At 39.1% G+C, this 24,599-nt stretch carries 22 protein-coding genes; 15 read left to right on the forward strand and 7 right to left on the reverse strand.

What is annotated here, in order from left to right:
* Positions 1–35 precede the first annotated feature (35 nt).
* The 3 genes from ACTJJH_RS00385 (at position 36) to prmC (ending at position 3,068) form a co-directional block, all read left to right on the forward strand.
* Positions 36–875 (forward strand): type 1 glutamine amidotransferase domain-containing protein, encoded by an 840-nt coding sequence (locus ACTJJH_RS00385; RefSeq protein ID WP_440600777.1) that lies wholly within the window; start codon positions 36–38, stop codon positions 873–875.
* 289 nt (positions 876–1,164) lie between these two features.
* On the forward strand, positions 1,165–2,253 hold the full coding sequence (gene prfA, locus ACTJJH_RS00390) for a peptide chain release factor 1 (protein ID WP_002119588.1): 1,089 nt from the start codon (positions 1,165–1,167) through the stop codon (positions 2,251–2,253).
* Positions 2,253–3,068, forward strand: coding sequence for a peptide chain release factor N(5)-glutamine methyltransferase (gene prmC, locus ACTJJH_RS00395; protein WP_325753113.1), 816 nt, complete (start codon positions 2,253–2,255; stop codon positions 3,066–3,068). The genes prfA and prmC overlap by 1 nt, the downstream gene beginning before the upstream one ends.
* A gap of 2 nt (positions 3,069–3,070) precedes the next feature.
* Here prmC and ACTJJH_RS00400 read toward each other — a convergent pair whose 3' ends face one another.
* The 3 genes from ACTJJH_RS00400 to ACTJJH_RS00410 all read right to left on the reverse strand — a co-directional run bounded on the left by ACTJJH_RS00400 (position 3,071) and on the right by ACTJJH_RS00410 (position 6,159).
* Positions 3,071–3,910, reverse strand: coding sequence for an ABC transporter permease (locus ACTJJH_RS00400; RefSeq protein WP_161282368.1), 840 nt, complete (start codon positions 3,908–3,910; stop codon positions 3,071–3,073).
* A gap of 3 nt (positions 3,911–3,913) precedes the next feature.
* Positions 3,914–4,888, reverse strand: a complete 975-nt coding sequence (locus ACTJJH_RS00405) for an aliphatic sulfonate ABC transporter substrate-binding protein (protein ID WP_440600534.1) — start codon at positions 4,886–4,888, stop codon at positions 3,914–3,916.
* A 242-nt stretch (positions 4,889–5,130) separates the two neighbouring features.
* Positions 5,131–6,159: an AraC family transcriptional regulator gene (locus tag ACTJJH_RS00410; RefSeq protein WP_440600535.1), complete on the reverse strand. Its 1,029-nt coding sequence runs from the start codon at positions 6,157–6,159 to the stop codon at positions 5,131–5,133.
* A 169-nt stretch (positions 6,160–6,328) separates the two neighbouring features.
* Between ACTJJH_RS00410 and ACTJJH_RS00415 the strand changes: the two genes are divergently transcribed.
* Together ACTJJH_RS00415 and ACTJJH_RS00420 are read left to right on the forward strand one after the other, a co-directional pair.
* Positions 6,329–7,099, forward strand: a complete 771-nt coding sequence (locus ACTJJH_RS00415; RefSeq protein WP_440600536.1) for a 3-hydroxyacyl-CoA dehydrogenase — start codon at positions 6,329–6,331, stop codon at positions 7,097–7,099.
* Positions 7,100–7,118: 19 nt separating this feature from the next.
* A complete protein-coding gene (locus tag ACTJJH_RS00420; protein ID WP_440600537.1) occupies positions 7,119–8,255 on the forward strand; it encodes an acyl-CoA dehydrogenase family protein in 1,137 nt (378 codons plus the stop codon).
* 89 nt (positions 8,256–8,344) lie between these two features.
* Here the strand turns inward: ACTJJH_RS00420 and ACTJJH_RS00425 are convergent, their stop codons facing one another.
* Complete coding sequence (locus ACTJJH_RS00425; RefSeq protein ID WP_440600538.1) at positions 8,345–8,923, reverse strand: flavin reductase family protein; 579 nt, start codon at positions 8,921–8,923, stop codon at positions 8,345–8,347.
* A gap of 173 nt (positions 8,924–9,096) precedes the next feature.
* On the opposite strand from ACTJJH_RS00425, the gene ACTJJH_RS00430 reads away from it, so the two are divergent.
* The 9 genes from ACTJJH_RS00430 (at position 9,097) to ACTJJH_RS00470 (ending at position 20,076) form a co-directional block, all read left to right on the forward strand.
* A complete protein-coding gene (locus tag ACTJJH_RS00430; RefSeq protein ID WP_440600539.1) occupies positions 9,097–9,873 on the forward strand; it encodes a HesA/MoeB/ThiF family protein in 777 nt (258 codons plus the stop codon).
* 58 nt (positions 9,874–9,931) lie between these two features.
* On the forward strand, positions 9,932–11,230 hold the full coding sequence (locus ACTJJH_RS00435; RefSeq protein WP_002119658.1) for an ABC1 kinase family protein: 1,299 nt from the start codon (positions 9,932–9,934) through the stop codon (positions 11,228–11,230).
* A 15-nt stretch (positions 11,231–11,245) separates the two neighbouring features.
* Positions 11,246–11,626 (forward strand): dihydroneopterin aldolase, encoded by a 381-nt coding sequence (gene folB / locus ACTJJH_RS00440; RefSeq protein WP_000338783.1) that lies wholly within the window; start codon positions 11,246–11,248, stop codon positions 11,624–11,626.
* Positions 11,583–12,020 (forward strand): 2-amino-4-hydroxy-6-hydroxymethyldihydropteridine diphosphokinase, encoded by a 438-nt coding sequence (locus tag ACTJJH_RS00445; RefSeq protein ID WP_023896504.1) that lies wholly within the window; start codon positions 11,583–11,585, stop codon positions 12,018–12,020. The genes folB and ACTJJH_RS00445 overlap by 44 nt, the downstream gene beginning before the upstream one ends.
* 258 nt (positions 12,021–12,278) lie before the next feature.
* The gene (gene kdpA, locus ACTJJH_RS00450) at positions 12,279–13,988 is read left to right on the forward strand and encodes a potassium-transporting ATPase subunit KdpA (RefSeq protein WP_440600540.1); all 1,710 of its coding nucleotides are present in this window, start codon (positions 12,279–12,281) and stop codon (positions 13,986–13,988) included.
* Between the two features lie 8 nt (positions 13,989–13,996).
* Entirely contained in the window at positions 13,997–16,036 is a 2,040-nt protein-coding gene (gene kdpB / locus ACTJJH_RS00455) for a potassium-transporting ATPase subunit KdpB (protein WP_440600541.1), read from the forward strand.
* Between the two features lie 13 nt (positions 16,037–16,049).
* Complete coding sequence (gene kdpC, locus ACTJJH_RS00460; RefSeq protein WP_202732230.1) at positions 16,050–16,655, forward strand: potassium-transporting ATPase subunit KdpC; 606 nt, start codon at positions 16,050–16,052, stop codon at positions 16,653–16,655.
* Between the two features lie 38 nt (positions 16,656–16,693).
* Complete coding sequence (locus tag ACTJJH_RS00465; protein ID WP_322976401.1) at positions 16,694–19,348, forward strand: sensor histidine kinase KdpD; 2,655 nt, start codon at positions 16,694–16,696, stop codon at positions 19,346–19,348.
* A gap of 11 nt (positions 19,349–19,359) precedes the next feature.
* Positions 19,360–20,076: a response regulator gene (locus ACTJJH_RS00470; RefSeq protein ID WP_000625746.1), complete on the forward strand. Its 717-nt coding sequence runs from the start codon at positions 19,360–19,362 to the stop codon at positions 20,074–20,076.
* Positions 20,077–20,153: 77 nt separating this feature from the next.
* Here the strand turns inward: ACTJJH_RS00470 and ACTJJH_RS00475 are convergent, their stop codons facing one another.
* Positions 20,154–21,578: a glutamine synthetase family protein gene (locus tag ACTJJH_RS00475; RefSeq protein WP_440600542.1), complete on the reverse strand. Its 1,425-nt coding sequence runs from the start codon at positions 21,576–21,578 to the stop codon at positions 20,154–20,156.
* A gap of 406 nt (positions 21,579–21,984) precedes the next feature.
* On the opposite strand from ACTJJH_RS00475, the gene ACTJJH_RS00480 reads away from it, so the two are divergent.
* The gene (locus tag ACTJJH_RS00480) at positions 21,985–22,533 is read left to right on the forward strand and encodes a DUF2799 domain-containing protein (RefSeq protein ID WP_440600543.1); all 549 of its coding nucleotides are present in this window, start codon (positions 21,985–21,987) and stop codon (positions 22,531–22,533) included.
* Positions 22,534–22,578: 45 nt separating this feature from the next.
* On the opposite strand, the gene coq7 is transcribed toward ACTJJH_RS00480, so the two are convergent.
* Together coq7 and ACTJJH_RS00490 are read right to left on the reverse strand one after the other, a co-directional pair.
* Complete coding sequence (gene coq7 / locus ACTJJH_RS00485) at positions 22,579–23,214, reverse strand: 2-polyprenyl-3-methyl-6-methoxy-1,4-benzoquinone monooxygenase (protein ID WP_044102222.1); 636 nt, start codon at positions 23,212–23,214, stop codon at positions 22,579–22,581.
* A gap of 3 nt (positions 23,215–23,217) precedes the next feature.
* The gene (locus ACTJJH_RS00490) at positions 23,218–24,540 is read right to left on the reverse strand and encodes an MFS transporter (RefSeq protein ID WP_233733591.1); all 1,323 of its coding nucleotides are present in this window, start codon (positions 24,538–24,540) and stop codon (positions 23,218–23,220) included.
* Between the last annotated feature and the right edge of the window lie 59 nt (positions 24,541–24,599).

Here is a 24,599-nt window from a genome sequence, read left to right on the forward strand (position 1 = left end):
TAAATCCAGCAAATGGTTGGAATGAAGGTCGAATGATGAAATCTCTAAATAAAATAATGCTTGCAGTAGTTGCCGTTTCAGCAGCATTCAGTGCAAATGCTGCTCATGTGTTGGTTGTATTGTCTGATGAAGCCCAATTAGAGCTGCAAAAAGGTCATATTTTTAAAACAGGCTTTTACTTAAATGAGTTGATGCAACCTACAAAAATGCTTTTAGATGCAGGCCATACAGTAACTTTCGCTACACCAAAAGGGAAAGCTCCAACCTTAGATGAATCATCGAATAATGCGATGTATTTTAACCAAGATGAAAAAGCATTAAAGCAATATGCAGATTTATTGCATGATCTAAAATTAACATCTGCTCAAGATTCTCCAGTTGTGAGCCTATCTCGTATTGAACAAATTGGTGTGGGTCAGTTTGATGCTATTTATATTCCAGGTGGGCATGCACCTATGCAAGATCTATTAAAAGATAAACAACTTGGAAAAGTACTTAAAGCTTTCCATAAAGCTGGTAAACCTACTGCGTTGGTCTGTCATGGTCCTATTGCATTAATGTCTACTTTACCTAATGCCTCGGAAGTAGTTGGTCAACTCGAACAAGGCAAGCCAGTAAAAACTGGCGAATGGATTTATAAAAATTATCGAATGACGGTGATTAGTAATCAGGAAGAAGAGCAGGCTAAAGCTTTATTAAAAGGTGGAGAAATGAAGTTTTATCCACAAACGGCTTTACAGTCACTTGGCGGTAAGTATCAAAGTAATACCACTGCATGGACTCCAAATGTGGTGGTGGACCGTGAACTTATTACAGGACAAAATCCAGCGTCGGCTGTTTTGGTGGGCAAAACCTTATTAGAAAAATTAAAATAAGTAGGCTGGCAAAGAGGTTTTTTAAACAAAGCCTCTATTGTCATATAGAGGGAAAATATAACTTATTATTTTCTACAGAACAGCCAAATTATAGGCAAGTAATAAATCTTATTCGGAATCATTATATTTATACGCCTCTACTTATTGGGAAAGTTGATGAATTGGCTGATTATATATGTCATTTAAGCAGCATAATCTGTAAACTATGCGCTATTTTTACGATTTTGCTTATCTTCTATACTTACATAGCCTTCGATAAGCTTTTTGGACTTTTGAGATATTTCCTCTTATGAAAGCGTCACTCCGTTTACGACTTGATCAACTCTGTGATCGACATGAAGAACTTACTGCATTGCTTGCAGATGCTGAAGTGATCTCCGATAACAAACGTTTCCGTAAATTGTCTCGTGAACATAGTGATTTATCTGAAATTACCGAAGTTTGGGGCAAATACCGTCAAGCAGAAGAAGATATTGAAACTGCTGAAATGATGAAGTCGGACCCAGACTTTAAAGATATGGCAGAAGAAGAAATTCAAGCCAATAAAACATTGCTTGAAGAATTAGAAAGCCAGCTCAACATTTTGATGATTCCAAAAGATCCGAATGATTCTAATGCGGCTTATTTAGAAATCCGTGCTGGAACAGGTGGTGATGAAGCTGCGATTTTCTCTGGTGATTTGTTCCGTATGTACAGCAAATATGCCGAGACACAAGGCTGGCGTATTGAAGTCCTTTCTGAAAATGAAGGCGAGCATGGTGGCTTTAAAGAAGTTATTTGCCGTGTAGATGGTGATGGCGTTTATGGTCGCTTAAAGTTTGAAAGTGGTGCTCACCGTGTACAACGTGTGCCAGCAACTGAATCACAAGGTCGTGTGCATACATCAGCGTGTACAGTTGCGATCTTGCCTGAAATTGATGTTGATACCAACGTTGAAATTAATCCGGCAGATTTACGTATTGATACTTACCGTGCGTCAGGTGCGGGTGGTCAGCACATTAACAAAACCGATTCGGCCGTGCGTATTACTCACATTCCAACCGGTACAGTCGTTGAGTGCCAAGAAGAGCGTTCACAGCATAAAAACAAAGCTAAGGCGATGGCATTGTTAGTATCGCGTTTAGAAAATGCTAAACGTGCAGCAGCAGATGCAGCAACTTCTGAAATGCGCCGTGATTTGGTTGGTTCTGGTGACCGTTCTGAACGTATCCGTACTTATAACTACCCACAAGGTCGTATGACGGACCATCGTATTAACCTAACTTTATATAAGTTAGACGCGATTATGGAAGGTGATTTAACTGAACTACTTGATAGCTTACATCGTGAATATCAGGCAGATCAGCTTGCGATGCTTGCACAGGAAAATGGCGGCTAATGAATATTGCTCAAGCGCTTGCAATTCGTGGTAAGCCTGATAGTTATGAACGACAAGAAAATGCTTGGTTACTTGAGCATTTTCTAAAAATCAATTCGCTTGAATTGAAGTTTAGACTTGAGCAAGAGTTAACAGCCCAACAAGAGCAAGATTACTTGGCTGGTCTTGAACGTATCCAAAATGGTGAGCCTTTAGCTTATGTGACGGGTTCACAGCCATTTTGGACGCTCGATTTAAAAGTAACGTCTGATACTTTAGTCCCACGTCCAGATACTGAAGTTTTAGTTGAAACAGTTTTAAATCTAAATTTGCCAAATATTGCAAATATTGTTGATTTAGGAACGGGGACAGGTGCAATTGCACTTGCATTAGCGAGTGAACGTCCAGATTGGCAAGTAACCGCAACTGATATTTATGCGCCTACTTTAGAAGTTGCTAAAGAAAACGCAAAAACACATGATTTACAACGTGTGAAATTTGCTTGTGGCGCTTGGTTTGACGCACTTGAACCACAAAAGTTTGATTTAATTGTTTCTAATCCGCCGTACATCGACCCTGAAGATGAGCACATGCAAGCTTTGGCAACAGAACCACGCCGTGCATTGGTTGCAGATCATCAGGGACTGGCTGATATTGAAATTATTATTGCTCAAGGGAAAAACTGGTTAAAACCGCAAGGCTGGATTGCACTAGAGCATGGTTATGATCAGGGACAAGCTGTTCGAGATATTTTCACAGAGCATGGTTTTAGCCAAATTAAAACTATTCAAGACTATGGCCAAAATGATCGAGTCACTTTGGCATGCTGGATTTAAAATTACCTTTGTAGTGTATCTCGCCAACGTAATAACCAGTTTTCGATAAGTTTCATTAAGGTATCGGTTACTTTACCCAATAGGGCTAATAAAATAATTGCAATGATAACAATATCTGGTCGAGACGTTTCTCGGCCATCACTGAGTAAATAGCCAATCCCTTGAGTGGCTGCAATCAGTTCAGCTGCAATCATAAACATCCAAGATAAACTTAAGCTGTTACGTAAACCCGTTAAAATGCCTGGAGATGCTGCCGGTAAAATAATAGATATAATCCGCTGAAAAGCATTAAGCCGATAAACTTTTCCAACTTCAATGAGCTTTTTATCTACATTATGAATTGCTGCAACTGTATTGGTATAGGTTGGAAAAAATGCTCCGATTGCAATCAATGTAATTTTAGAACCTTCATCAATTCCTAACCAAAGTAATAATAAAGGGATCCACGCAAGACTTGGGATCGATTTAATTGCTGAAAAAGTTGGTTCTAAATATGCTTCTGCTTCTTTACTTAATCCAACCCAAATTGCAAAAATTAAACCTAAACCGCTTCCTATAATAAAGCCCAACAGAACACGCCATGTACTAATATAAATATGGGCAAATAGATCGCTATGAGCTAAATCTAAAAAAGATTGCCATAAACTAGACGGTGCAGGGAGTAGATAAGCATCGATATAGCCATTTCTGACTAGAAACTCACAAGCCGTTAAAAAGATGAGTGGAATGAGTAGCGCTTTAAACCACCGTGTAAATTTGTGGTTTAGATGCTTTTTCTGAGATTTTGAAGCCTGCTGAGCTAAGAAGTGATTTAGCTCAGCTTTGTTAAGTGAATCACTCATATACTATTTCACGACTTTTTGAGCAAAACGTGGGTCTAGCAACTGATCAACCACTTGATTGACATTGGTACCTTTTCTAACCAAATCTTCTTCAGTCAAAATTTTCCCAGAACGTTTTAGTGCTTGTGCTTGAGTTGCTGATGGAATGCTTTGTTCGAAGTTAGTTCGGCTCAGTTGTAGTTTAGCCACAGGTAGAGGGAGTTTTGATTCTTGAGCTAAAAGTGCTGCCACTTTATCTGGATTGGCTTTTGCCCATTTTCGGGCTTGTTCGTAGGCTTTAATAACGGCTTCTACCGCTTCAGGGCTTTGCTTTGCAAAATCTTCTTTAACGCTCAGTACACTATAGCTATTAAATCCAACATTACGATAAAGCAATTTGGCACCCGATTGAATTTGAGCAGAAGCCATTAATGGATCAAGTCCGGCCCAAGCATCTACTTGACCACGCTCTAATGCAGTTTTGCCGTCTGGGTGTTGTAAATGAACCAGTTGTACATCGCGTTTAATTAAGCCTACAGTATCTAGTGCTTGTAGTGTAAATAAGAAAGGATCTGTTCCTTTGGTGGCTGCAATTTTTTTACCTTTTAAATCTTTGAGGCTTTTAATTGGTGAATTTTTTGCGATAACAAGCGCGGTCCATTCCGGTTGGCTTTGTACATAAACCGTTGTAATTGGACTACCATTCGCTCGACTTAATACAGCAGCTAATCCAGCGGTAGAAGCAAAATCGATGCTGTTACTGTTGAGATATTCTAATGAGCGGTTACTACCTTGACTAAAAACCCATTTAATTTGGGTATTTGGCAGTGCTTTTTCGAGAAGTTTTTGATCTTTGACGACTAAACTGGTCGGTGCGTAGTAAGCGTAATCAAGTTTAAGCGTAGTCGGAATTGCTGCAAAAGCAGATGAAGCAAATACAAACCCCAATGTTGATGCCAACAAAGTCTTTGGTAGAGAAAATTTTGATTTTAAAGACATGATAAAAATAAAACCGAAATGAAATAGGAGATCATCCTTTCATGTGTTTAGAGGCTTATAAACTTAGTTATTTTGATTTATAAATCAGTTTGAAAGATAAAAGTTTGAATAAAATGATAAATCACTGTTTTTATGACCATTATTAAATTTTAAATAATGCGTTTATCTGAAATATTGAATTTAAAAGACATAAATATCATAAGCTTAAACTCTAATACCTCACGCTTCATTGAGTGTGGATTTTATTGCTTGTGTGCAGTTAAATTATCTCGATACGCACCTGGGCTGACACCTGTCCATTTTTTAAAAGCACGGTGAAATGCACTTGGGTCATGGAAGCTTAAATCTTCACTAATATCTTGAATTGAGTCATTCGTTTTGCTTAAGCGTTGAACAGCAATATCACAGCGGATTTCATTTTTAATTTGTTGATAGCTTACACCTTCATGTTTCAGTCGACGTTGAACGGTGGCTTCTGAAATATTGAGTTGGTGAGCTACATCTTTAAGTTCGGGCCATTGTGCAGGGTGGAGTTTCAATAAATGGCGACGAATAAGTACACTCAGGGCATTTTCATTTTTAAAGCGAACTAAAAGATTTTGCGGAGTTTGCTCTAAAAAATCATAAAGCGCTTTTTTATCTTTTTTAATTTTAATATCTAAATAGTGGGCATCGAACTCAACTCGATTTATCTCAGCATTAAATTGAATATCTTCACCAAAACGAACTAAATAGTCCTGAATATCGTTCGGTTTAGGACAACGTACCATAATAGTATTTAAACCAATGCGCTGGTCTACCAACCAGCACATAAGTCCGTGTACTAATATTAAAAAGGTTGCGTAGGTAAACATACGTTTAGGTTGTTCATGATCATGAATCACTAAATAAGCTTTGTCTTGTTCTCGAATGAGTTCTCCATGCATATCATCTAAAACAAAGTTAAAAAACTTCAAAATATCGTAGAGTGCTTTTTCTAAAGTTTCAGCCGTACTGACGATTTTAGTCAGTAATTTATAGCTCCCACGACGCATGGGGTGGCTATCCATCCCAAAAAATTCATCGTTCATGGCATTGGCAAGCTCTATCCACAATTGGGCATAGGTTGCAACAGGTACACGTGCCTTTGGAGACATCAGTAATTCAGCGGGGATGCCTGCTTTATTTAGAATTATTTGTGTATTTAGGCCTTTGGCATAAGCCACACTCAGTGCTTCATGTACTAGTGCAATCGAAATTGTGCCTTTACTTAAAGATGATTGGACAACCATGTCAAAGACTCATATTTTCTTCATATATTTCAAGTGAAATACTGCATATTTAAAATTTGGATTGATCAAAAGCTGCAAACATTTTGAGGCTTTTTGAAATTGTATCGGAAAACAACAACTTTTACTCTCACTACTAAGTTTAAAGAACATTTCTATAGGACATTACATAATGAAAATTCAAGGGAAACATTTCGTAATTACAGGTGGTGGCTCTGGTTTGGGTGCTGCAACAGCTGAGTATTTAGTCCAGCAAGGTGCTTCAGTTACCTTGGTAGACATGAATGTAGAAGCAGGCGAGCAACAAGCAGAACAGTTGGGGCCAAAAGCTGACTTTGTAAAACTTGATGTGACCGATGAAGCTGCTGCTGAACAGTTCTTTAAGGATGTTTTGACAAAACATGGTCATTTGCATGGTTTGGTGAACTGTGCCGGTATTGGCCCTTCTGCGAAAGTAATTGGTCGTGAAGCCGTACATGATTTGGCATTATTTTCAAAGACTTTAAATATTAATGTTACAGGTACATTTAACATGCTGCGTTTTGCAGCAGATGCAATGAGTAAAAACACGCTTGAAGCAGGTGAAGAAGACCGTGGTGTAATTGTTAACACTGCTTCTGTTGCCGCATTTGATGGTCAAATTGGTCAGGCTGCGTATTCTGCATCAAAAGGCGCTATTGTTGCGATGACATTGCCAATTGCTCGTGAGCTAGCGCGACATGCCATTCGCATTATGACAATTGCACCAGGAATTATGGAAACCCCAATGCTTAAGGGTATGCCACAAAATGTGCAGGATGCTTTGGGGCAAATGGTGCCATATCCATCTCGTTTAGGAAAACCAGAAGAGTTTGCCCGTTTGGTGGCACATATTGCTGAAAACTCTTACTTAAATGGTGAAGTCATCCGTCTAGATGGTGCAATTCGTATGGCAGCAAAATAATAAAAATAAGGATGCTGAAATGATCTTAAATGCTGAACAAAGTATGGTTCAGGAGATGATGCGTAATTATGCGCAAAATCAGTTAAAACCAACTGCTGCACATCGCGATAAAACTCATGAATTTCCTGCTCAGGAATTAAAAGATTTAGGTGCACTAGGTGCTATGGGGATGACCGTGCCCGATGAATGGGGTGGTGCGGGAATGGACTATGTATCCTTAGTGCTTGCAATTGAGGAAATTGCCGCAGGCGACGGTGCTATTTCCACCATCGTCAGTGTTCAAAATTCCTTGATTTGCGGCATTACACTGGCGTACGGTTCGGATCAGCAAAAACAAACCTATTTGCCAAAATTTGCCTCTGGCGAATGGCTAGGATGCTTTTGTTTAACTGAACCACATGTAGGTTCTGATGCAAGTGCGATTTTATGTAAAGCTGAACGCGATGGCGACCATTGGGTGCTCAATGGCGTCAAACAATTTATTACCAGTGGTAAAAATGCCCAAGTGGCTTTGGTGTTTGCGGTTACAGATAAACAAGCTGGTAAAAAAGGGATTTCGTGTTTTCTTGTACCTACCAATACACAAGGTTACTTGGTCACTCGTATTGAAGACAAAATGGGTCAACATGCTTCGGACACTGCAACCATTACGCTTGAAAACTGCCGAATTCCTTTAGAAAATTTGGTGGGGCAAGAGGGTGAAGGTTATAAAATTGCATTATCTAATTTGGCAGCTGGACGTATTGGTATTGCAGCTCAATCGGTAGGTATGGCAAGAGCGGCTTTTGATGCAGCGGTGCAATATGCAAATGAGCGTAAAGCTTTTGGAGTCGAATTAGTTCAGCATCAGGCGGTTGGTTTCCGTTTAGCCGATATGGCGACCCAGATTGAAGCTGCGCATCAGTTGGTTTTGCATGCTGCAACTTTAAAAGATGCTGGGCTGCCTTGTTTAAAAGAAGCCTCAATGGCAAAGCTATTTGCGTCTACTATGGCTGAGCGGGTGTGTTCAGATGCGATCCAGATTCATGGTGGCTATGGCTATGTAAGTGATTTCCCTGTAGAGAGAATTTATCGTGATGTTCGTGTAAGCCAGATTTATGAAGGTGCTTCTGATATTCAACGCTTGGTGATTGCTCGTGAAGTGGCTCAAGTTTAAGTATTAGATTTTAAAAAATGTCGTTGACTGCAAAAAACCGCAATTGTTATGCGGTTTTTTGCAATTAAATGAAACTCGCTTTTTAATGATTAAATTTGAGCTTTGACTTCTTCACCAATTAAATAAAAGGTTCCTCCAGCAATATAATGTAAGCTTCGAAGTTCTTTCGGTGCATTTTGAAAATGCCAGTGCCCATCTTTAAAAACGCGGCTATCTGCCCATGCACCCACAACAGAACCAATAAATAAATCATGAGCCGACTGATTATGGGGTTCTGGAATAAGTTTACATACGAGCCAAGCGATGCAACCTGATACAAGCGGGCTCGTAAAACCTTCTTGATAGAATAGCTCAACACCGCAATGTTCAAGTTTTTCTGGATCATCCAACTTACTAATGGTGCCAAGTTGATGAGTCAGATCGAGTTGTGCATAGCAGGGAACTTGTAAGGTGAAATAGCCACTTTGCTCAACGAGCTGTCGGGTTTTAGTGCTTTTGTCGAGAACAACGGACACTTTGGCAGGCTTGAATTCTAAGGCACATGCCCATGCGGCAGCCATTACATTACGGTCGTCACCATGTTGTGCAGAAACAAGGACAGTAGGACCATGATTTAACAAACGATAAGCTTTTTCTAACTCTACAGGTGCAATATATGATTGCGTCATATTTAGCCTAAGTAATAAAGAAAATAGATATTTCTATTGTTGCAGAAAGTTTGATAGATGCAATGTTGGTAAATAAGCTTTATTAGAATAAAAAAGTTGTTTCCATTTTATAGCTTTCATAATGATTAACTTAGTCATAAAATCACTTGGCTTCTAAGAGAAAGGATTAACGCGTGACCGAGCTTCAAGATATCGATTTTGTAGAGTTAAGTGATGAAGAAATGCATCTCTATAGCCGTCAGATTTTACTTGATGGATGGGATATTGAAGCTCAGGAAAAACTCAAACTTGCTAATGTACTGATTGTTGGTGCTGGCGGAATAGGATGTAGTAGTGCAGAGCTACTAGCGCGAGCAGGGATTGGGAAAATTACACTGATTGATGCAGATACGATCGAGATAAGTAACTTACAACGACAAATCGCATTTGGTCATGAAGATATTGGTCGTTATAAAGCAGAAATTTTGGCTAAACGGTTACAGAAAATTAACCCTTATATCTGTGTTGAATACTACAACGAACGTTTAGACGAACATAACATTGATAGACTTGTTGAACACCAAGATGTGGTTTTAGATGGTTGTGATAATTTTACAACTCGCTATCTGGTAAACGCAGCTTGTAAGAAACATCAAGTCGTATTAATTAGTGCTTCAGCAATTGGTTTTCAGGCGCAAATGTTTATGGTTGAAGGAGATTCAGCTTGTTATGAATGCCTTTTTCCGAAAGAACAGCATAGCAATGAAGGGCTGCGCTGTGCAGAGTCAGGGGTACTTGCAACCACTCCTGTAATGATAGCGTCATTACAAGCACACCACACTTTGCTGTATTTAGGTCTAAATCGTGTACCTTTAAAACAGAAACTATTATTGTGGGATGGTTTAAATATGACACAACGTATTGTTAGTTTTGATAAAGATGTAAATTGCCCACTTTGTCAGGCAAGCTAATCAGTAAATTAAACAAAATTTGCTACACTCAACCTGAATGATTTGGTTTTGAAGAAATATGAAAAAAAATATTTTGTTTGATGGGCTGCGTTCAGTCGCCCGCATTGGTGAAACAGCAGTGGTTGCGGCCAAAGCTGGAATTAAATACGCAACTGAAAAACCAAGTAATGCCAAACTCATGCGAGAGACTTTTGAGTCACTTGGTTCAACTTATATTAAGCTTGGTCAGTTTATTGCGAGTACGCCATCGCTTTTCCCACGTGAATATGTAGAAGAATTTCAAGGTTGTTTAGACCAGACACCAACACTACCATTTAGTTATATTCAAGGTGTGCTTGCATCTGAATTTGAAGGGCGCGATTTAAGCCAGATTTTTAGCTATATCGATGAAAAGCCATTAGCTTCTGCGTCAATTGCTCAGGTTCATGCAGCTAAGCTGACCACAGGTGAAGATGTTGTTATTAAAGTACAAAAGCCTGGTGTTGAAACCATTTTATATACAGACTTAAGTGTAGTACATTGGGCTGCCAAGCTGCTCGAACGTGCTGTACCAAAGATTAAATTTGCTGCTCTTTCTGAAATTGTAGATGAAATTAAAAGCCGTATGGTCCGTGAAGTCGATTTCATTGAAGAAGCACAAAACCTAGATGATTTTGTGGAATATCTTAATATTTCACAAAATAAAGCAGCGACAGCGCCTAAAGTTTATCATCAGTTTTCTACACGCCGTGTTTTGACCATGCAACGCCTATACGGTGTGTCTTTGACTGACTTTAGTGTCGTAAAACAATATGCTAAAGATCCATCGCAAGTATTGATTACTGCCATGAATACATGGTTTGGCAGTCTCATGCTATGTAAGAGTTTCCATGCCGACTTACATGCTGGGAACCTAATGTTGCTTGAAGATGGGCGTATTGGTTTTATTGATTTTGGTATCGTCGGTCAGTTAAAACCTGAAGTTTGGACTGCATGTATTGCATTTATGGATGCCTTACAAAAAACTGATTATCAGGCAATGGCTGAAAATATGCTGAAAATGGGTATGACCCATAACAAAATTGACGTTCAGGTGTTGGCTCAAGATCTAGAGCGTTTGTTTAATGGCGTATTAATGGCCGATCCGCAACAGATATTGTCTTCAAATCCAGCCGATTTAAATGACATTATGATGGATATGGTAGGTGTAGGCGAACGCCACGGTATTAAATTCCCACGTGATTTTGCTTTATTATTTAAGCAAATGCTTTATTTCGATCGTTTTATGCGCGTACTCGCACCATATACTGATATTTATGCAGACCAACGTTTGAAAATGGTTCAAAATATGGAACCTGCTTCGTTATTAAAGCACTAAGGTCAGTTTAAATTTATGGATGCCATTATTATTGAAGGCTTGAAAGTTGAGACAGTGATTGGCTGTTTCAACTGGGAAAGACAAATCATTCAACCTTTAATGTTGGATTTAACCATCCATAATGATTTGAGCCGAGCAGCAGAGTCTGACAAGCTTGAGGACACACTCAACTATGCCCAGATTTGTGAGTTATCGGCTCAAACCATTCAACAAGCTAAACCTGAATTAATCGAGCATGCAGCACATTTGGTTTTACAATGTTTGTTTGAAACCTTTCCATCAATTGAAAAAATTACCATAACCATCCGTAAGCCAGCCATCATTGCAGAAGCAAATGCTGTAGGAATTCGTCTTGAACGCACCAGAAACAATTTTTGCGCTCGCCCTAGCGAGTAATTTAGACGCAGATCAGCACTTTACTTTTGCTTATACGCAATTGGCAACTTTGGGGAAAGTGCAGTTTTCATCTGTTTATCAAATTCCATGCCGAGATGGTATTGGAGATGATTATTGGAATTCGGCATGTCTATTAAAAAGCACTTTATCGTGTGACCAAATTGAATCTTTTTTAAAGAAACTTGAGTCAGATTCGGGGCGTGTTCGTCCGTCGCATCATATTTCTTTAGATGTAGATTTGATTGCATGGGGAAGTGATCTGGACCATATGCAATTTAATTCTAAAAAGCTACCTTTGGCACTCGATGTAAAAATTCCTTTATATGAACTTTGGCATTGTGAAACCTTAAAGGCTGATAGCATGATTTATCCAGTCGTTAATTTTAAAGTTTAATACCCTTCAAACTAAATTTTACGCAAACTTTACGCGGGCTTTGACTTCCTCAATAGAGAATTTACGGGCATTTTATCGATACTGAAATTCACTAAATTAGTGTTATTTCAGGACAATAAAGATGCTTATAAATTCTCAAATGCGCATCTTGCATCAGTCTGGCATTGTCTTATGCGGACTTAAAACAAATGATATTTCCTCATCTCTCCTTATTTCCAGTTTGGCAAATCAAGCTAAGGGGTATAGAGGAGAATAGCCATGTTAGAACTTATACTTGTTTTATTTATTGCTATTTTTCTAGCATGGTGCCTCAGTAAATATCTATCCAAAGTGATGGCAAATCAGCCGATGTGGGGTGATGGATTATTTCGTTGGATTGAAAATCCTGTATACAGCTTATTAGGTGTATCTCCACAACAACAAATGAATTGGAAACAATATTCTCTAGCATTTGTTGTGAGCTGTATTTTTCTTGCAGTGGCTATTCTTGCTATTTTTATGACGCAAGCATGGCTACCATTAAACCCGAACCATGCACCAAATATGAGTTGGGATTTAGCGCTACACACTGTTATTTCATTTTTAACAAACACCAACCAACAGCATTATTCTGGTCAGGCTCAGTTATCTTATTTGTCGCAAATGACAGGTATTGTGGGGCTGCAAGTCATTACTCCAATGATGGGCCTAGCTTTGGTTGTTGCGACCTTAAGAGCTTTCTTTTATCAGCGCCCAAGCCATATTGCGGCCGATGTTGCCGAGCAGCCAGATCAAATTTTAATTGGTAACTATTGGGCAGATGTAATTCGTCCTACAGTCCGCTTTTTGCTTCCACTCTGTTTTGTCTGGTCATTATTGCTTAACAGCCAAGGTGTGCCAGCAACTTTCTACGGTGGGCCAGAAGTACAACTTATTGATAAAGCCAATAGCGTTGAAACTCAAAAAATTCCTTTAGGACCAGTTGCGCCAATGGTGGCGATTAAGCAACTAGGTAGTAACGGTGGTGGTTGGTACGGTCCAAATAGTTCTGTGCCTTTAGAAAATCCAACACCATTTTCTAATTTACTAGAAATGATTGCGATCTTACTTATTCCAATCACAGTAATTTTCATGGTCGGGCATTTTACTCAGCGTAAAAAGTTTGCTTACTTTGTCTTTGGTAGCATGCTTTTCATGTCAATTATTTCAGGTGCAGCGGCTGTCTGGTCTGAGAGTATGTCATCGACAGCATCTCAGCTTGCCGTAATGGAAGGTAAAGAACAACGATTTGGACCAGCAGCATCAGCAGTTTGGGCAGCGCTTACTACCCAGGTAAATAACGGCTCGGTCAATATGATGCATGATTCTTCTGCACCGCTTACCGGTTTAGTCGAACTCATTAACATGCTGATTAATGCCATTTGGGGTGGTGTGGGCTGTGGGCTGCAACAGTTTATGATTTATCTGTTACTCGCAGTATTTATTGCAGGTTTAATGACAGGTCGTACCCCTGAATTGTTTGGGCGCAAGATTGAAGCGGCAGAAATTAAGTTGCTCGCGATTATTATCTTGATTCAACCTTTAGTCATTCTTGCATTTACCGCATTAAGCCTCAGCATTCCAGGCATATCTGGAATTAGTAATCCGGGACCACATGGCATTAGCCAAGTGTTCTACGAATATGTCTCTGCATTTGCCAACAATGGTTCAGGTTTTGAAGGTCTTGGAGACAACACTGTATGGTGGAATGTTACTTGTAGTATTGCTCTACTGTTAGGACGTTTTTCAACCTTAATTTTGCCATTAATGATTGCAACACGTTTAGCAGCAAAAAGAAAAGCACCCGAAACAGCAGGTAGTCTTCAGGTTGAAACTCCAACCTTTGCTTTAACGCTGATTACGATTGTTGTGTTGCTTACCTTATTACAATTTATGCCAGTTCTTGTCCTTGGGCCTATTGCCGATCAACTTTTGTTGGTTAAAGGCTAAGGAGGCGAGTGAAAATGAATACACAAACTCATGTAAATAGCCATAAACAAACCATGGCAGTGCCAAATTTTGAAGTTTGGAAAAATGCATTTGTGAAACTGCTACCGCAGCATGCAATTAAAAATCCTGTGATGGCAATCGTATGGCTTGGAACAGTGGTTACAGGCATTAGTACAATCTTAGGTTACACCACGCTGTTATTTGGTTTAGTGGTTACAGCAATTCTGTTTATTACCATTTTATTTGCTAACTATGCCGAAGCAGTTGCAGAGGCTAGAGGCCGTGGGCAGGCATCTTCACTACGTGCAGCAAGAGAAAATTTAACAGCTCGAAGAATCAACTCTTTGACAGACCGTCAAGCGACTCAAGTTGCAGCGACTGAACTTCATTTAAATGATTTTATTGAAGTACATGCAGGTGAGCTTGTTCCAGCCGACGGTGAGATTGTAGAAGGCTTTGCCACTATTAATGAATCGGCTGTTACAGGTGAGTCAGCACCTGTGTTACGTGAAGCTGGAACAGACCGTTCAGGTGTTATTGGTGGAACCAAAGTTCTGACAGATCGTATTGTTGTGCAAGTGACTGCTGAATCTGGTCAAAGTTTCTTAGACCGTATGATTGCTTTGGTCGAAGGCTCAAATCGCCAGAAAACTCCGAATGAGATTGCGCTTGGCTTCTTGTTAATGGTAATGACAATCACGTTTTTAATTGTCGTGATTAGCTTGCCATTTATTGCCAAGTATTTGCATGTTGAACTTGATCCAGTCGTGCTCGTGGCGTTATTGGTCTGCTTGATTCCTACAACCATTGGTGGCTTGTTACCTGCGATTGGTATTGCGGGGATGAACCGTGCACTCAAGGCCAATGTTTTGGCGAAATCGGGGAAAGCTGTCGAAGTTGCGGGTGACATTGATGTGCTTTTACTCGATAAAACAGGAACCATTACTTATGGTGACCGTCAAGCGACCTCTTTTTATCCTTTAACTTCGGTAACCGAGTCTGAGTTGAGAGCTGCTGCTTGGGTAAGTTCACTTGCCGACCCAACACCAGAAGGGAAATCGATTGTTAAGTTAGCAAAAGAGCAAGGGCTAAAACAGCAAGAACCTGAGCAAGCCGAATTTATCTCTTTTAGTGCTTCTACCCGAATTTCTGGTGTGAATTTACCGAATGGTGACCAAATTCGTAAAGGTGCATTAGATGCAATCTTGAAATTTGTAGATGAGGATTATTCTCAAGATTTAGAATTAAAAGCGCGTGTTGAACAAGTTGCCAAAAAAGGAGCAACACCTTTAGTCGTCGCTAATCAACATCATGTGTTGGGTGTGATTGAACTCTCAGATGTGATTAAACACGGTATTAAAGAACGTTTTGCTCGTTTAAGAGAAATGGGTATTAAAACTGTCATGGTTACAGGTGATAACCCATTAACTGCGGCCGCGATTGCTGCTGAAGCTGGTGTTGATGATTATATTGCCGAAGCAAAACCAGAAGACAAATTAGCTTGTATTCGCACCGAACAACAACAAGGTCGTTTAGTTGCAATGGTCGGTGACGGAACCAACGATGCACCAGCATTAGCTCAAGCCGATATTGGCTTAGCCATGAACTCGGGTACACAAGCTGCAAAAGAAGCCGGCAATATGGTTGATTTAGACTCTGATCCGACCAAACTACTTGCTGTGGTCGAGATTGGGAAACAGCAGCTGATTACCCGTGGCGCTTTAACAACATTTTCGTTGGCAAACGACGTCTCTAAATACTTTGCCATTTTGCCTGCATTGTTCGCTGCTGCGATTCCACAAATGCAAGTATTGAATGTAATGCACTTGGCAAGTCCAAACAGCGCGATTTTATCTGCATTAATTTTTAACGCGATTATTATTCCGCTATTAATTCCAATCGCACTCCGAGGCGTCAAATTTAAACCTTCAACGGCAACTCAGTTATTACGTCGAAATATGTTGATTTATGGTGTGGGCGGTGTGGTTCTGCCATTCCTTGCCATTAAAGCAATTGATGTAGTGATTGTTCAATTATTTGGTTTGTAATCTGGAGTTTGAAATGAAAACTTATGTACAAAATTCAGAAGCAAATTTGGGTCAGACCTTAAGAGCATCTTTGGGATTATTAATTTTTACCTTAGTTGGCTGTGGCGCTGCTTATAGTGCTATCGCTACAGGTGCGGGACAGGTGTTATTTAACAATCAAGCGAATGGTAGTTTGATTGAAATAGATCATAGAGTTTTAGGGTCAAAATTAGTTGCTCAGCCATTTGTTGGAGAGGCTTATTTTCATCCGCGTCCTTCAGCAATTGCTTATGACCCGATGGCGATGGCAGGTACAAACTTAGCGCGTACTAATCCTGAACTACAGCAACAAATTGATGCTCAGATTCTTGCTGTGAAAAAACAAGATCACACGGGCAATACACCTATACCAAGTGATTTGGTGACTAAATCTGGTAGTGGTATTGATCCGCATATTAGTCCTGAATCTGCTCAGTTACAGGTTGCCAGAGTGGCTCAAGCTCGTCATTTAGATCCTAAGGTTGTGGAAGAGCTTTTGCAAAAGTATGTTGAACCGAAGCAGTTTGGTGTATTAGGGCAAGCTCGTGTTAATGTATTACAGCTCAATATTGCTTTAGATCAATTACAATCTACACATTAACTTAAAAATAAAGTTGTTAGTTTACCGGATGATATCAAGTGCAAAGCAATCGCGAAAATCAGGCTGAGGCCTTATTAAATCATGTCAACAGATATCAAGCCGGTCGACTAACGGTCTTTCTTGGTGCGGCACCTGGTGTAGGAAAAACTTATGCCATGCTTGCCCGCGCCAAAGAATTATTTCAACAGGGCACAGATGTTGTTGTTGGTATTGTTGAAACCCATGGAAGAATCGAAACTCTAAAAATTTTGGAAGGGTTGCCTCAGATTGCTAGAAAAGAAATGCAATATCAGGGGCATACTTTAGAAGAAATGGACTTGGATGCTATTTTACTTAGGCATCCGCAAATCGTTTTGGTTGATGAATTGGCTCATCGCAACGTCCCAAATAGTCGTCATGAACGGCGATGGCAAGATGTTAATGAGTTGCTAGACGCAGGTATTGATGTATTCACCACTATAAATATTCAACATTTAGAAAGCCTAAATGATGTGGTCTATCAAATTACAGGCATTCGAGTAAATGAAACAGTACCAGATCGGGTATTTGACCGTATTCGAGATATTCGCTTAATTGATTTACCCGTCAGTGAACTCATTGAAAGGCTCCATCAAGGAAAAGTCTATGTACCAGAGCAAGCAAATCTGGCATTACAAGGCTTTTTTAGCATTTCAAATTTAACGGCATTACGTGAACTGGCAATGCAATGCGTTGCTGAGCATGTCGATTCAGATTTAAAAGAGAGTTATGCCTCAAAGGGTTTGAAATCTATATCGTTACAAAATGAATTGATGATTGCGATAGATGGGCAAGGCTCTTCTGAATATTTAGTGCGAGCAGGCTGCCGCTTAGCAGAACGTAATGGGGCTACATGGACTGTAGTAAATGTTGCTAGAAGTTTGGACTTTGGGCAGAGTTCAGTGAGTTCTTATAAAAAAGAATACATCGAGATTGACCGTGCGTTTGAGTTGGCTCGACAACTAGGTGGTCGAACTGAAGTTTTATATGGGCCGCGAGTTGCATCAGTGTTAATGGATGCCGCCGTTGATCGAGGTATTTCCAATCTTGTCATTGGTAAAAGTATTTCACCGTGGTGGTTAAAGTTATTTAAGAAAAATTTAGCTCAGCAATTATTAAATCAAGAAAACTCAATTGCTTTAACCATTTTGCACCCAGAACAGGGTACTAAAAAGATTAATCAGCTCAAAAAGCCTTCATTTTTATCATTAAAAGAAAGTGTTTTTGTTTTAGCTGTGACGTGCGGTAGCATTTTTCTAGCTCACTTCGCCGAAGTTCTATTTGGTATTGAAGACTTCTCTGTCATTTTTATTATTTCTGTTTTAATTGTTGCAACGAAAACCCGAATGTTAGCTGCAGTAGTGGCAGCCTTAATATGTTTCTTGGCCTATAATTTTTTCTTTATTGCCCCGCGTTATACCTTTCAGATTTCAGCACACCAAGGGGTAGTCACCGTTGTTGCTTTTTTTGCAGCAGCTTTAATTGCTGGCCGTTTAGCTTCTCAGTTACGCCAGCAAGTTTTGTCTTTAAAAGCTGCGAATGCTTACACTACGGTAATGCAAGACTTGGCGCGTAAGCTTTCTAGTGCAGTAAACCTTGAAGAAGTCATGCAAACAGGACGTATGACTTTAGAAACACAACTTCAAACTAAAGTGTGGATTTCTATTCGAGATAAGGTAATTTCATCTGATATTGAGCTAAATGATAAAGAAAAAGTAGCCGCAGAATGGTGTTTGAAACACAAGCAACCGTGTGGGCGTTTTACCGATACTCTGAGTCAGTCAAACTGGTGGTTTTTACCTCTTTTAGAACAAAAAAATAGCCTAGGTATTGTGGGAATTTACTTTAAGGATGAAGTGGTTTCCTTAAATTTTGAGCAAAAAAAATTGACTGAAAGTGTAATTGAGTACATTGCACAGGCAGTACTTCGAACCCAATTGGTGAATGAGCTTGAACAAGCAAAAGTCACCAGTGAAACAGAGCGCTTACGTTCTGCTTTATTATCTTCGGTATCGCATGATTTACGTTCGCCACTTGCTTCTATCATTGGCGCAGCAGACACGCTTGCTAATTTTAAAGCTGATATGTCAGAACAAGACCAACAAGATCTGCTTGAAACAATTCATTTAGAAGGTGAGCGTTTAGACCGTTATATTCAAAACTTACTTGATATGACACGCTTAGGTCACGAAGGTCTAACTTTAAAAAGAGACTGGATTGGGGTAGATGAGTTAATTGGTTCGGCAACCCGCCGTTTAAAGCGTTATAAACCAGATACGCAAGTATTAGTCCAGTTACCTGAGCAGCCAATTAGTTTGTATGTTCACCCAGCACTGGTAGAGCAAGCTATTTTTAATGTTTTAGAAAATGCTGCAAACTTTTCACCTCCAGATGAGCCAGTTATGATTCGTACTCATCTTGTGTCAGAAGATGAGGTGAAAATAGAAATTGAAGATAAAGGTGCAGGAATTCCTGAAGACGAAAGACACCGCATTTTCGATATGTTTTATACTATGGAGCGTGGAGACCGTGGAAAATTCGGTACAGGTTTAGGGCTAACAATTGTAAAAGCGATTATTGGTGCTCATATGGGTACAATAGAAGCATTTTCAGGGCGCCAAAATAAAGGTACTTTAATTCAAATCAAATTACCCATTCATCCAGTAAAAGAATAAGTTGTAAATTCATGATAAGTTCAGAAACATCACCTGTAGAAACACGTATTGTGATTATTGATGATGAGCCTCAAATCCGTAAATTTTTAGACATTGCTTTAAGAACTCAAAAATACAAAACCACGCTCTGCGAAACGGGTTACAAAGGCCTAGAGGCTTTGGCAACCCAAGGGGCTGATTTGGTTATTTTAGACTTAGGCTTACCCGATTTAGATGGAAAAGAAGTGCTTCAAGAATTACGTAGCTGGTCGAACGTTCCCGTTATTGTGTTATCTGTACGTGCTGATGAATATGAAAAAGTTGCCTTGCTAGACGCAGGGGCAAATGACTACATGACCAAGCCTTTTAGTGTGCAAGAGCTTTTAGCGCGCATACGTGTCATTTTAAGAAATCAACCGATTCAACAAGAAGCTCATGTGTATGACGATGGCTATCTCAAGGTTGATGTCATGCAACGTTTAGTTTGGATCGAGCAACAACCAATTACTTTAACTCGAAAAGAGTTTCAGCTTTTGACGCTCTTAATGCGCTATCAAGGGCAGCTTTTAACACAGCCTCAGCTCTTAAAAGAGCTATGGGGACCCACCCATCAGGAAGATACGCACTATTTACGTATTTTAGTGGGCAAGTTACGCAGTAAACTGGGGGATAACGCGATTCAGCCACGTTATATTGCTACTGAACCAGGTGTTGGGTTACGTTTTTTAGCTAAACAGAAAAATCATTAATTAGATATAAAAAAAACCTTAGGGTATTTCTCCCTAAGGGTTTGCAAAGTGGTTTATAGTTTTTTTGCTCTTTTTATTTATATATCCCAATGTTGTTCTGCTTCAGTCATTTGACTGTAAATATTTTGATATTCAGCCTGTTTAACCGTGTACCAATGTTCTACAAAGTCTGCCCCTAAATACCCTTTTAAAATAAGACTTCCTTTAAATATTTTTAAGGCTTCCGGCTGATTGTTGGCTAATAAAATGTGCTCATCTTGAAATTTTAAAAGATGTGCAGGTTTTGGCAGCGGTAACTTATGAGATAAGCCGTAAGATACGCCAGCTAAAATAGTCGCTGTAACGAGATAGGGGTTACAGTCAGCTCCAGCAACCCGATATTCTAAGCGTTGATTTTGTATATCTGAGCATGGAATTCGTATTGCGACATTACGATTGTTGGTATCCCAATTGGCTTCTAATGGCACGTGATGGCCAATTTTAAAACGTCTATAAGAATTAATATTAGGCGCTAAAATCGCCATAGATGCAGGCATTAACTCAATGAGTCCGCTAATCGCGCTCAATAATTTGGCTGAAAGCTCATCTTTTTCTATTTCTGAACTAAATATATTTTTATGGTATTGATTAAGTAGGCTCATATGAAAATGCATGCCACTACCAGCCTTTGCCAAGTTCGGTTTCGCCATGAAACAAGCAGTTAAGTCATGTTTTCTTGCGACTTGCTTTACAATTCTTTTTAAAGCATTAATTTGATCGCAGAGTTTTAAAATGTCATGGCTGTGTTGAAGATTTAATTCGTATTGTCCAGGGGATGATTCCGCAACAATAGCGGTAATTTCAATTGATTGTAGTAAGGCTGCTTTTTCAACTTCATCTAGGACTTGTTGGTAGTTATTTGGCGCATCTATATTAAAACATTGGTTTTCTGAACATGTCTCAGATTGTTGTTGAGGTGAGAAAAGGTAAAACTCTAGCTCGGCAGCCATGACAGGGAAATAATTATTAGCATGTAACTGATTTAATAATTTTTTTAATATATTACGTGGTTCATAGCGACAGTCTGAACCATCTTCTTCTTGCATTGATAGGTAAAGCTGAGCATTTAATTCTGGGGATAAGGCACTTGGTTGCAAGCTGCCTAAAATGGGCAGGCAAAGTCTATCTGGTTCACCAATATATTTTCCTAGGCCTGTTTCTTCAATCACTTTTCCATCGAGGCTCATGGCATAAACAGAAAGAGGAAAATAACATCCATTAGATAGATTTTTCAGACTCTTAACGTCAATACGTTTGCCACGAATATGCCCGTTTAAGTCATGTAGACAAATATCAATGTGCTGAGTGTGTGGATATAAACTTAAATATTCATCAACTTCTTTTAAAAAAAGATCTGATTGGAAAGTACCAGATTGTGTCGGAGGAATAAAATTATCTGATATTTTAAATGTCTTAAAGTGAGGATCTTTTAAGTTTAAATTTGGGTAAATAAGTGTACTCATTATAAAAAACCTTGGTGGTTATTTAGCTAAAATGCTAACGTAGCCTTTGAAGGAAATCGCGTAAAAAAAGAGTAAAGATGGTTGAACAATATTTTATGAGTAATTTGATTTTTTATATTTATAATCAATATATTGAGTCTCATGTTTATAATCAATTTTTAAAGTAAAATTAGCGTATAAGAGCAGTCAGCGCATTATAAAATTCTACTGATTTCTCTTTTTTAAAATTAAACAAAGCTAAAAATTTAAGCTTCTCATTTGGTGAGATGGTCAAACTGCTTTAAACTTAAATGCTTATCCAGTTAAACATTTATTTATAAATCTTGAATTGAGCAAGGCTTATATAGCACATGTACTGGAATTTTATTTTTTGCGTTTTTAAATTTTATTTTTGAGTTTTCTTAATATGAAAAATATCGGTTTAGCCATTTTAGCAATCAGCCTTTCAGGTTGTGCTGCAATGAGCGTAGAAGAATGTAAGACTGCGAATTGGTCATTAGTGGGTGAGAAAGATGGTTCAAAGGGGTCTTCGCCACGTTTAGATCAATATTACAAAGCGTGTGGAAAAGCCAATATTGTTCCAGATCAAAAGTCATATGAACGTGGGTATAAAGAGGGCTTAGGGTATTATTGCCAGCCATCAAATATTTTTTATAACGCTTTAGAGGGTAACGGCAATATTAATGTATGCCCAATCGAGCAGCGTAATCGTTTAAGACCTTATTATCGAGCAGCTTCCGATTACTACAATGCAAAAAATGAATATGACCATTATGATGAAAAGTTTAAGCAATATTCTGATAATGCTTATAACGAAAAATTAAAGCCAGAAGAGCGCGAACGCTATCGTAAACTTTTAAGAGAATTACAAATTGATCGTGACCGTATTAACAGAAACTATTGGAACTCAATTCGAGATATCGAACGTTTCAAATATGATCACGGCTTAAAATAATATTTTAAACAGGATTGATCTGAATGAGATCAATCCTTTGTTTTTTTAAAGATAATAACTCGTTTTTGTCATTAACTTTGAAATAGCAGTCATCGTAATTTTTACTGCATATGGTAATTCAACACCGCCTGCTTCAAGTGCAGTATGACGGTGATGTAATTCATCTTCATTCATTTGCTCTAAAATTTTACGAGAGCGTTCATCTTGAGCAGGTAACTGGTTTAAGTGATCTTGTAAATGCAGACTAACCTGACGTTCAGTTTCAGCAACAAAACCTAAGCTATATTTATCACCAGCAATACCGGCAAGGGCACCCATGCCATATGACAACCCGTACCAGATTGGATTTAACAAACTTGTATGACTGTTTAATTCTTTTAAACGATCTTCACACCAAGCTAAATGATCTTGTTCTTCAATCGCTGCTTGTTGCATTTCTTGGCGTACATTTGGCAATTTCGCCGTTAATGCTTGCCCATGGTAAAGTGCTTGAGCACAGACTTCACCACTGTGGTTAACACGCATTAAACCTGCGACATGGCGAGCATCTTCTACGCCAAGTTTTGCTTCTACTGTTTCAGCTGGATTTTGGCGCTGTGCTGCTGTTGCACCCGGAACAAGACTACGCAATGCTTGATCAAAAGAGTTAATAAGTTGATCAATTCCAGTATAGTGGCGCATAAATTAGTCCTCTAAAGAAAGGTGGGCTGTGGCAAGCATTGGTTTTAGTCGGGCAAGAAGCCAGATACTAAAGATTGCACTAAGTACAGCTGTAATAATAAATAGTATTTTAATATCAATTTTTAAAACACTTAAGATTAAGATTGAAAAAATTGCAGAAGAAACCATAAAAACGGCATTTAGGATGTTATTCGCTGCAACAACACGTGCACGATGTGAACGTGGTGAATAAGCCTGCATCATGGCATATAGGGGAACAATATAAAAACCGCCACTAATACCCAATAAAGTCACCGCTAACATTACGTGGTAGTAAACCCAGCCTTGGGTAAAAACGTCCTTTAACGTAAGTAATGCCCCAGTTTTTTCTGGTACAAAAGCTAAACTGGCAGCAAGGTAGAGCGCAAAAACAGTAAGGCCAACTGCACCAATCGGCACCATTTTAATATTAATTTCTGAACCACCAATTTTACGGCAAAGAAGAGAACCCACACCAATACCGACTGAAAAGAAAGTCAGTAACAGGCTAACGACATTTTCTGATGCATGAAGGTTTTGCTGGGTAAGCTGCGGAATTTGAGTTAAATAAGTCGCGCCATAAAACCAGTACCATGAGTTGCCTAGCAAAATTGTGAATACTAGCGGTAAGCTTTTGGCATATTTAATGGTTTGAAAGCTGGTACGGATGAAATTCCAGTCAATCTTTAAGTCAGGTGCAGCAACTTTTTGCGGCAAAATGAAGCGACTAAATAAATAGCCTATGCAAGCAATAGCCACTACGGTGATACTAATCCACAATAAATTACCATCTGATGAGGCAATTACTGCGCCACCTAAGATCATCCCGAACAAGATCGCCATGGATGTGCCGGATTGAAATAGCGCATTACCGGACATTAACTCGTTCGGTTTTAAGATTTCAGGCAAAATTGCGTATTTAATCGGGCCGAAGAACGTCGAATGTGTACCCATCAAAAATAAAGCAAAAAGAAGTAGCCATAAGTTTCCTAACAGGAAACCTGCAGTACCGATGAGCATAATGATGATTTCTAAAATTTTAATACCACGGACGAGTTGAGATCGTTCGTATTTGTCGGCGATTTGTCCAGCTGTGGCTGAAAAAAAGAAATATGGCAGAATAAACAAGAGGGCTGCCAAATTATTAAGAGTACTTACGGGAGCAGATTGTTGCTGAATCCATCCATAAGTAATCACCAATAATAAAGCTTGCTTAAAAACGTTATCATTTAATGCGCCAAAAAACTGGGTAAAAAACATCGGTACAAACCGACGTGAGGTCATCAGGTGCTCATCTTGTTTCATCATGTGCAAACTTCATTGTGTTTTATAAAAAAATGTGACCGAGTGTTAATTTGCATCGAAAA

The organism is Acinetobacter sp. 22301, assembly GCF_052045285.1.
Lineage (GTDB): Bacteria > Pseudomonadota > Gammaproteobacteria > Pseudomonadales > Moraxellaceae > Acinetobacter > Acinetobacter pittii.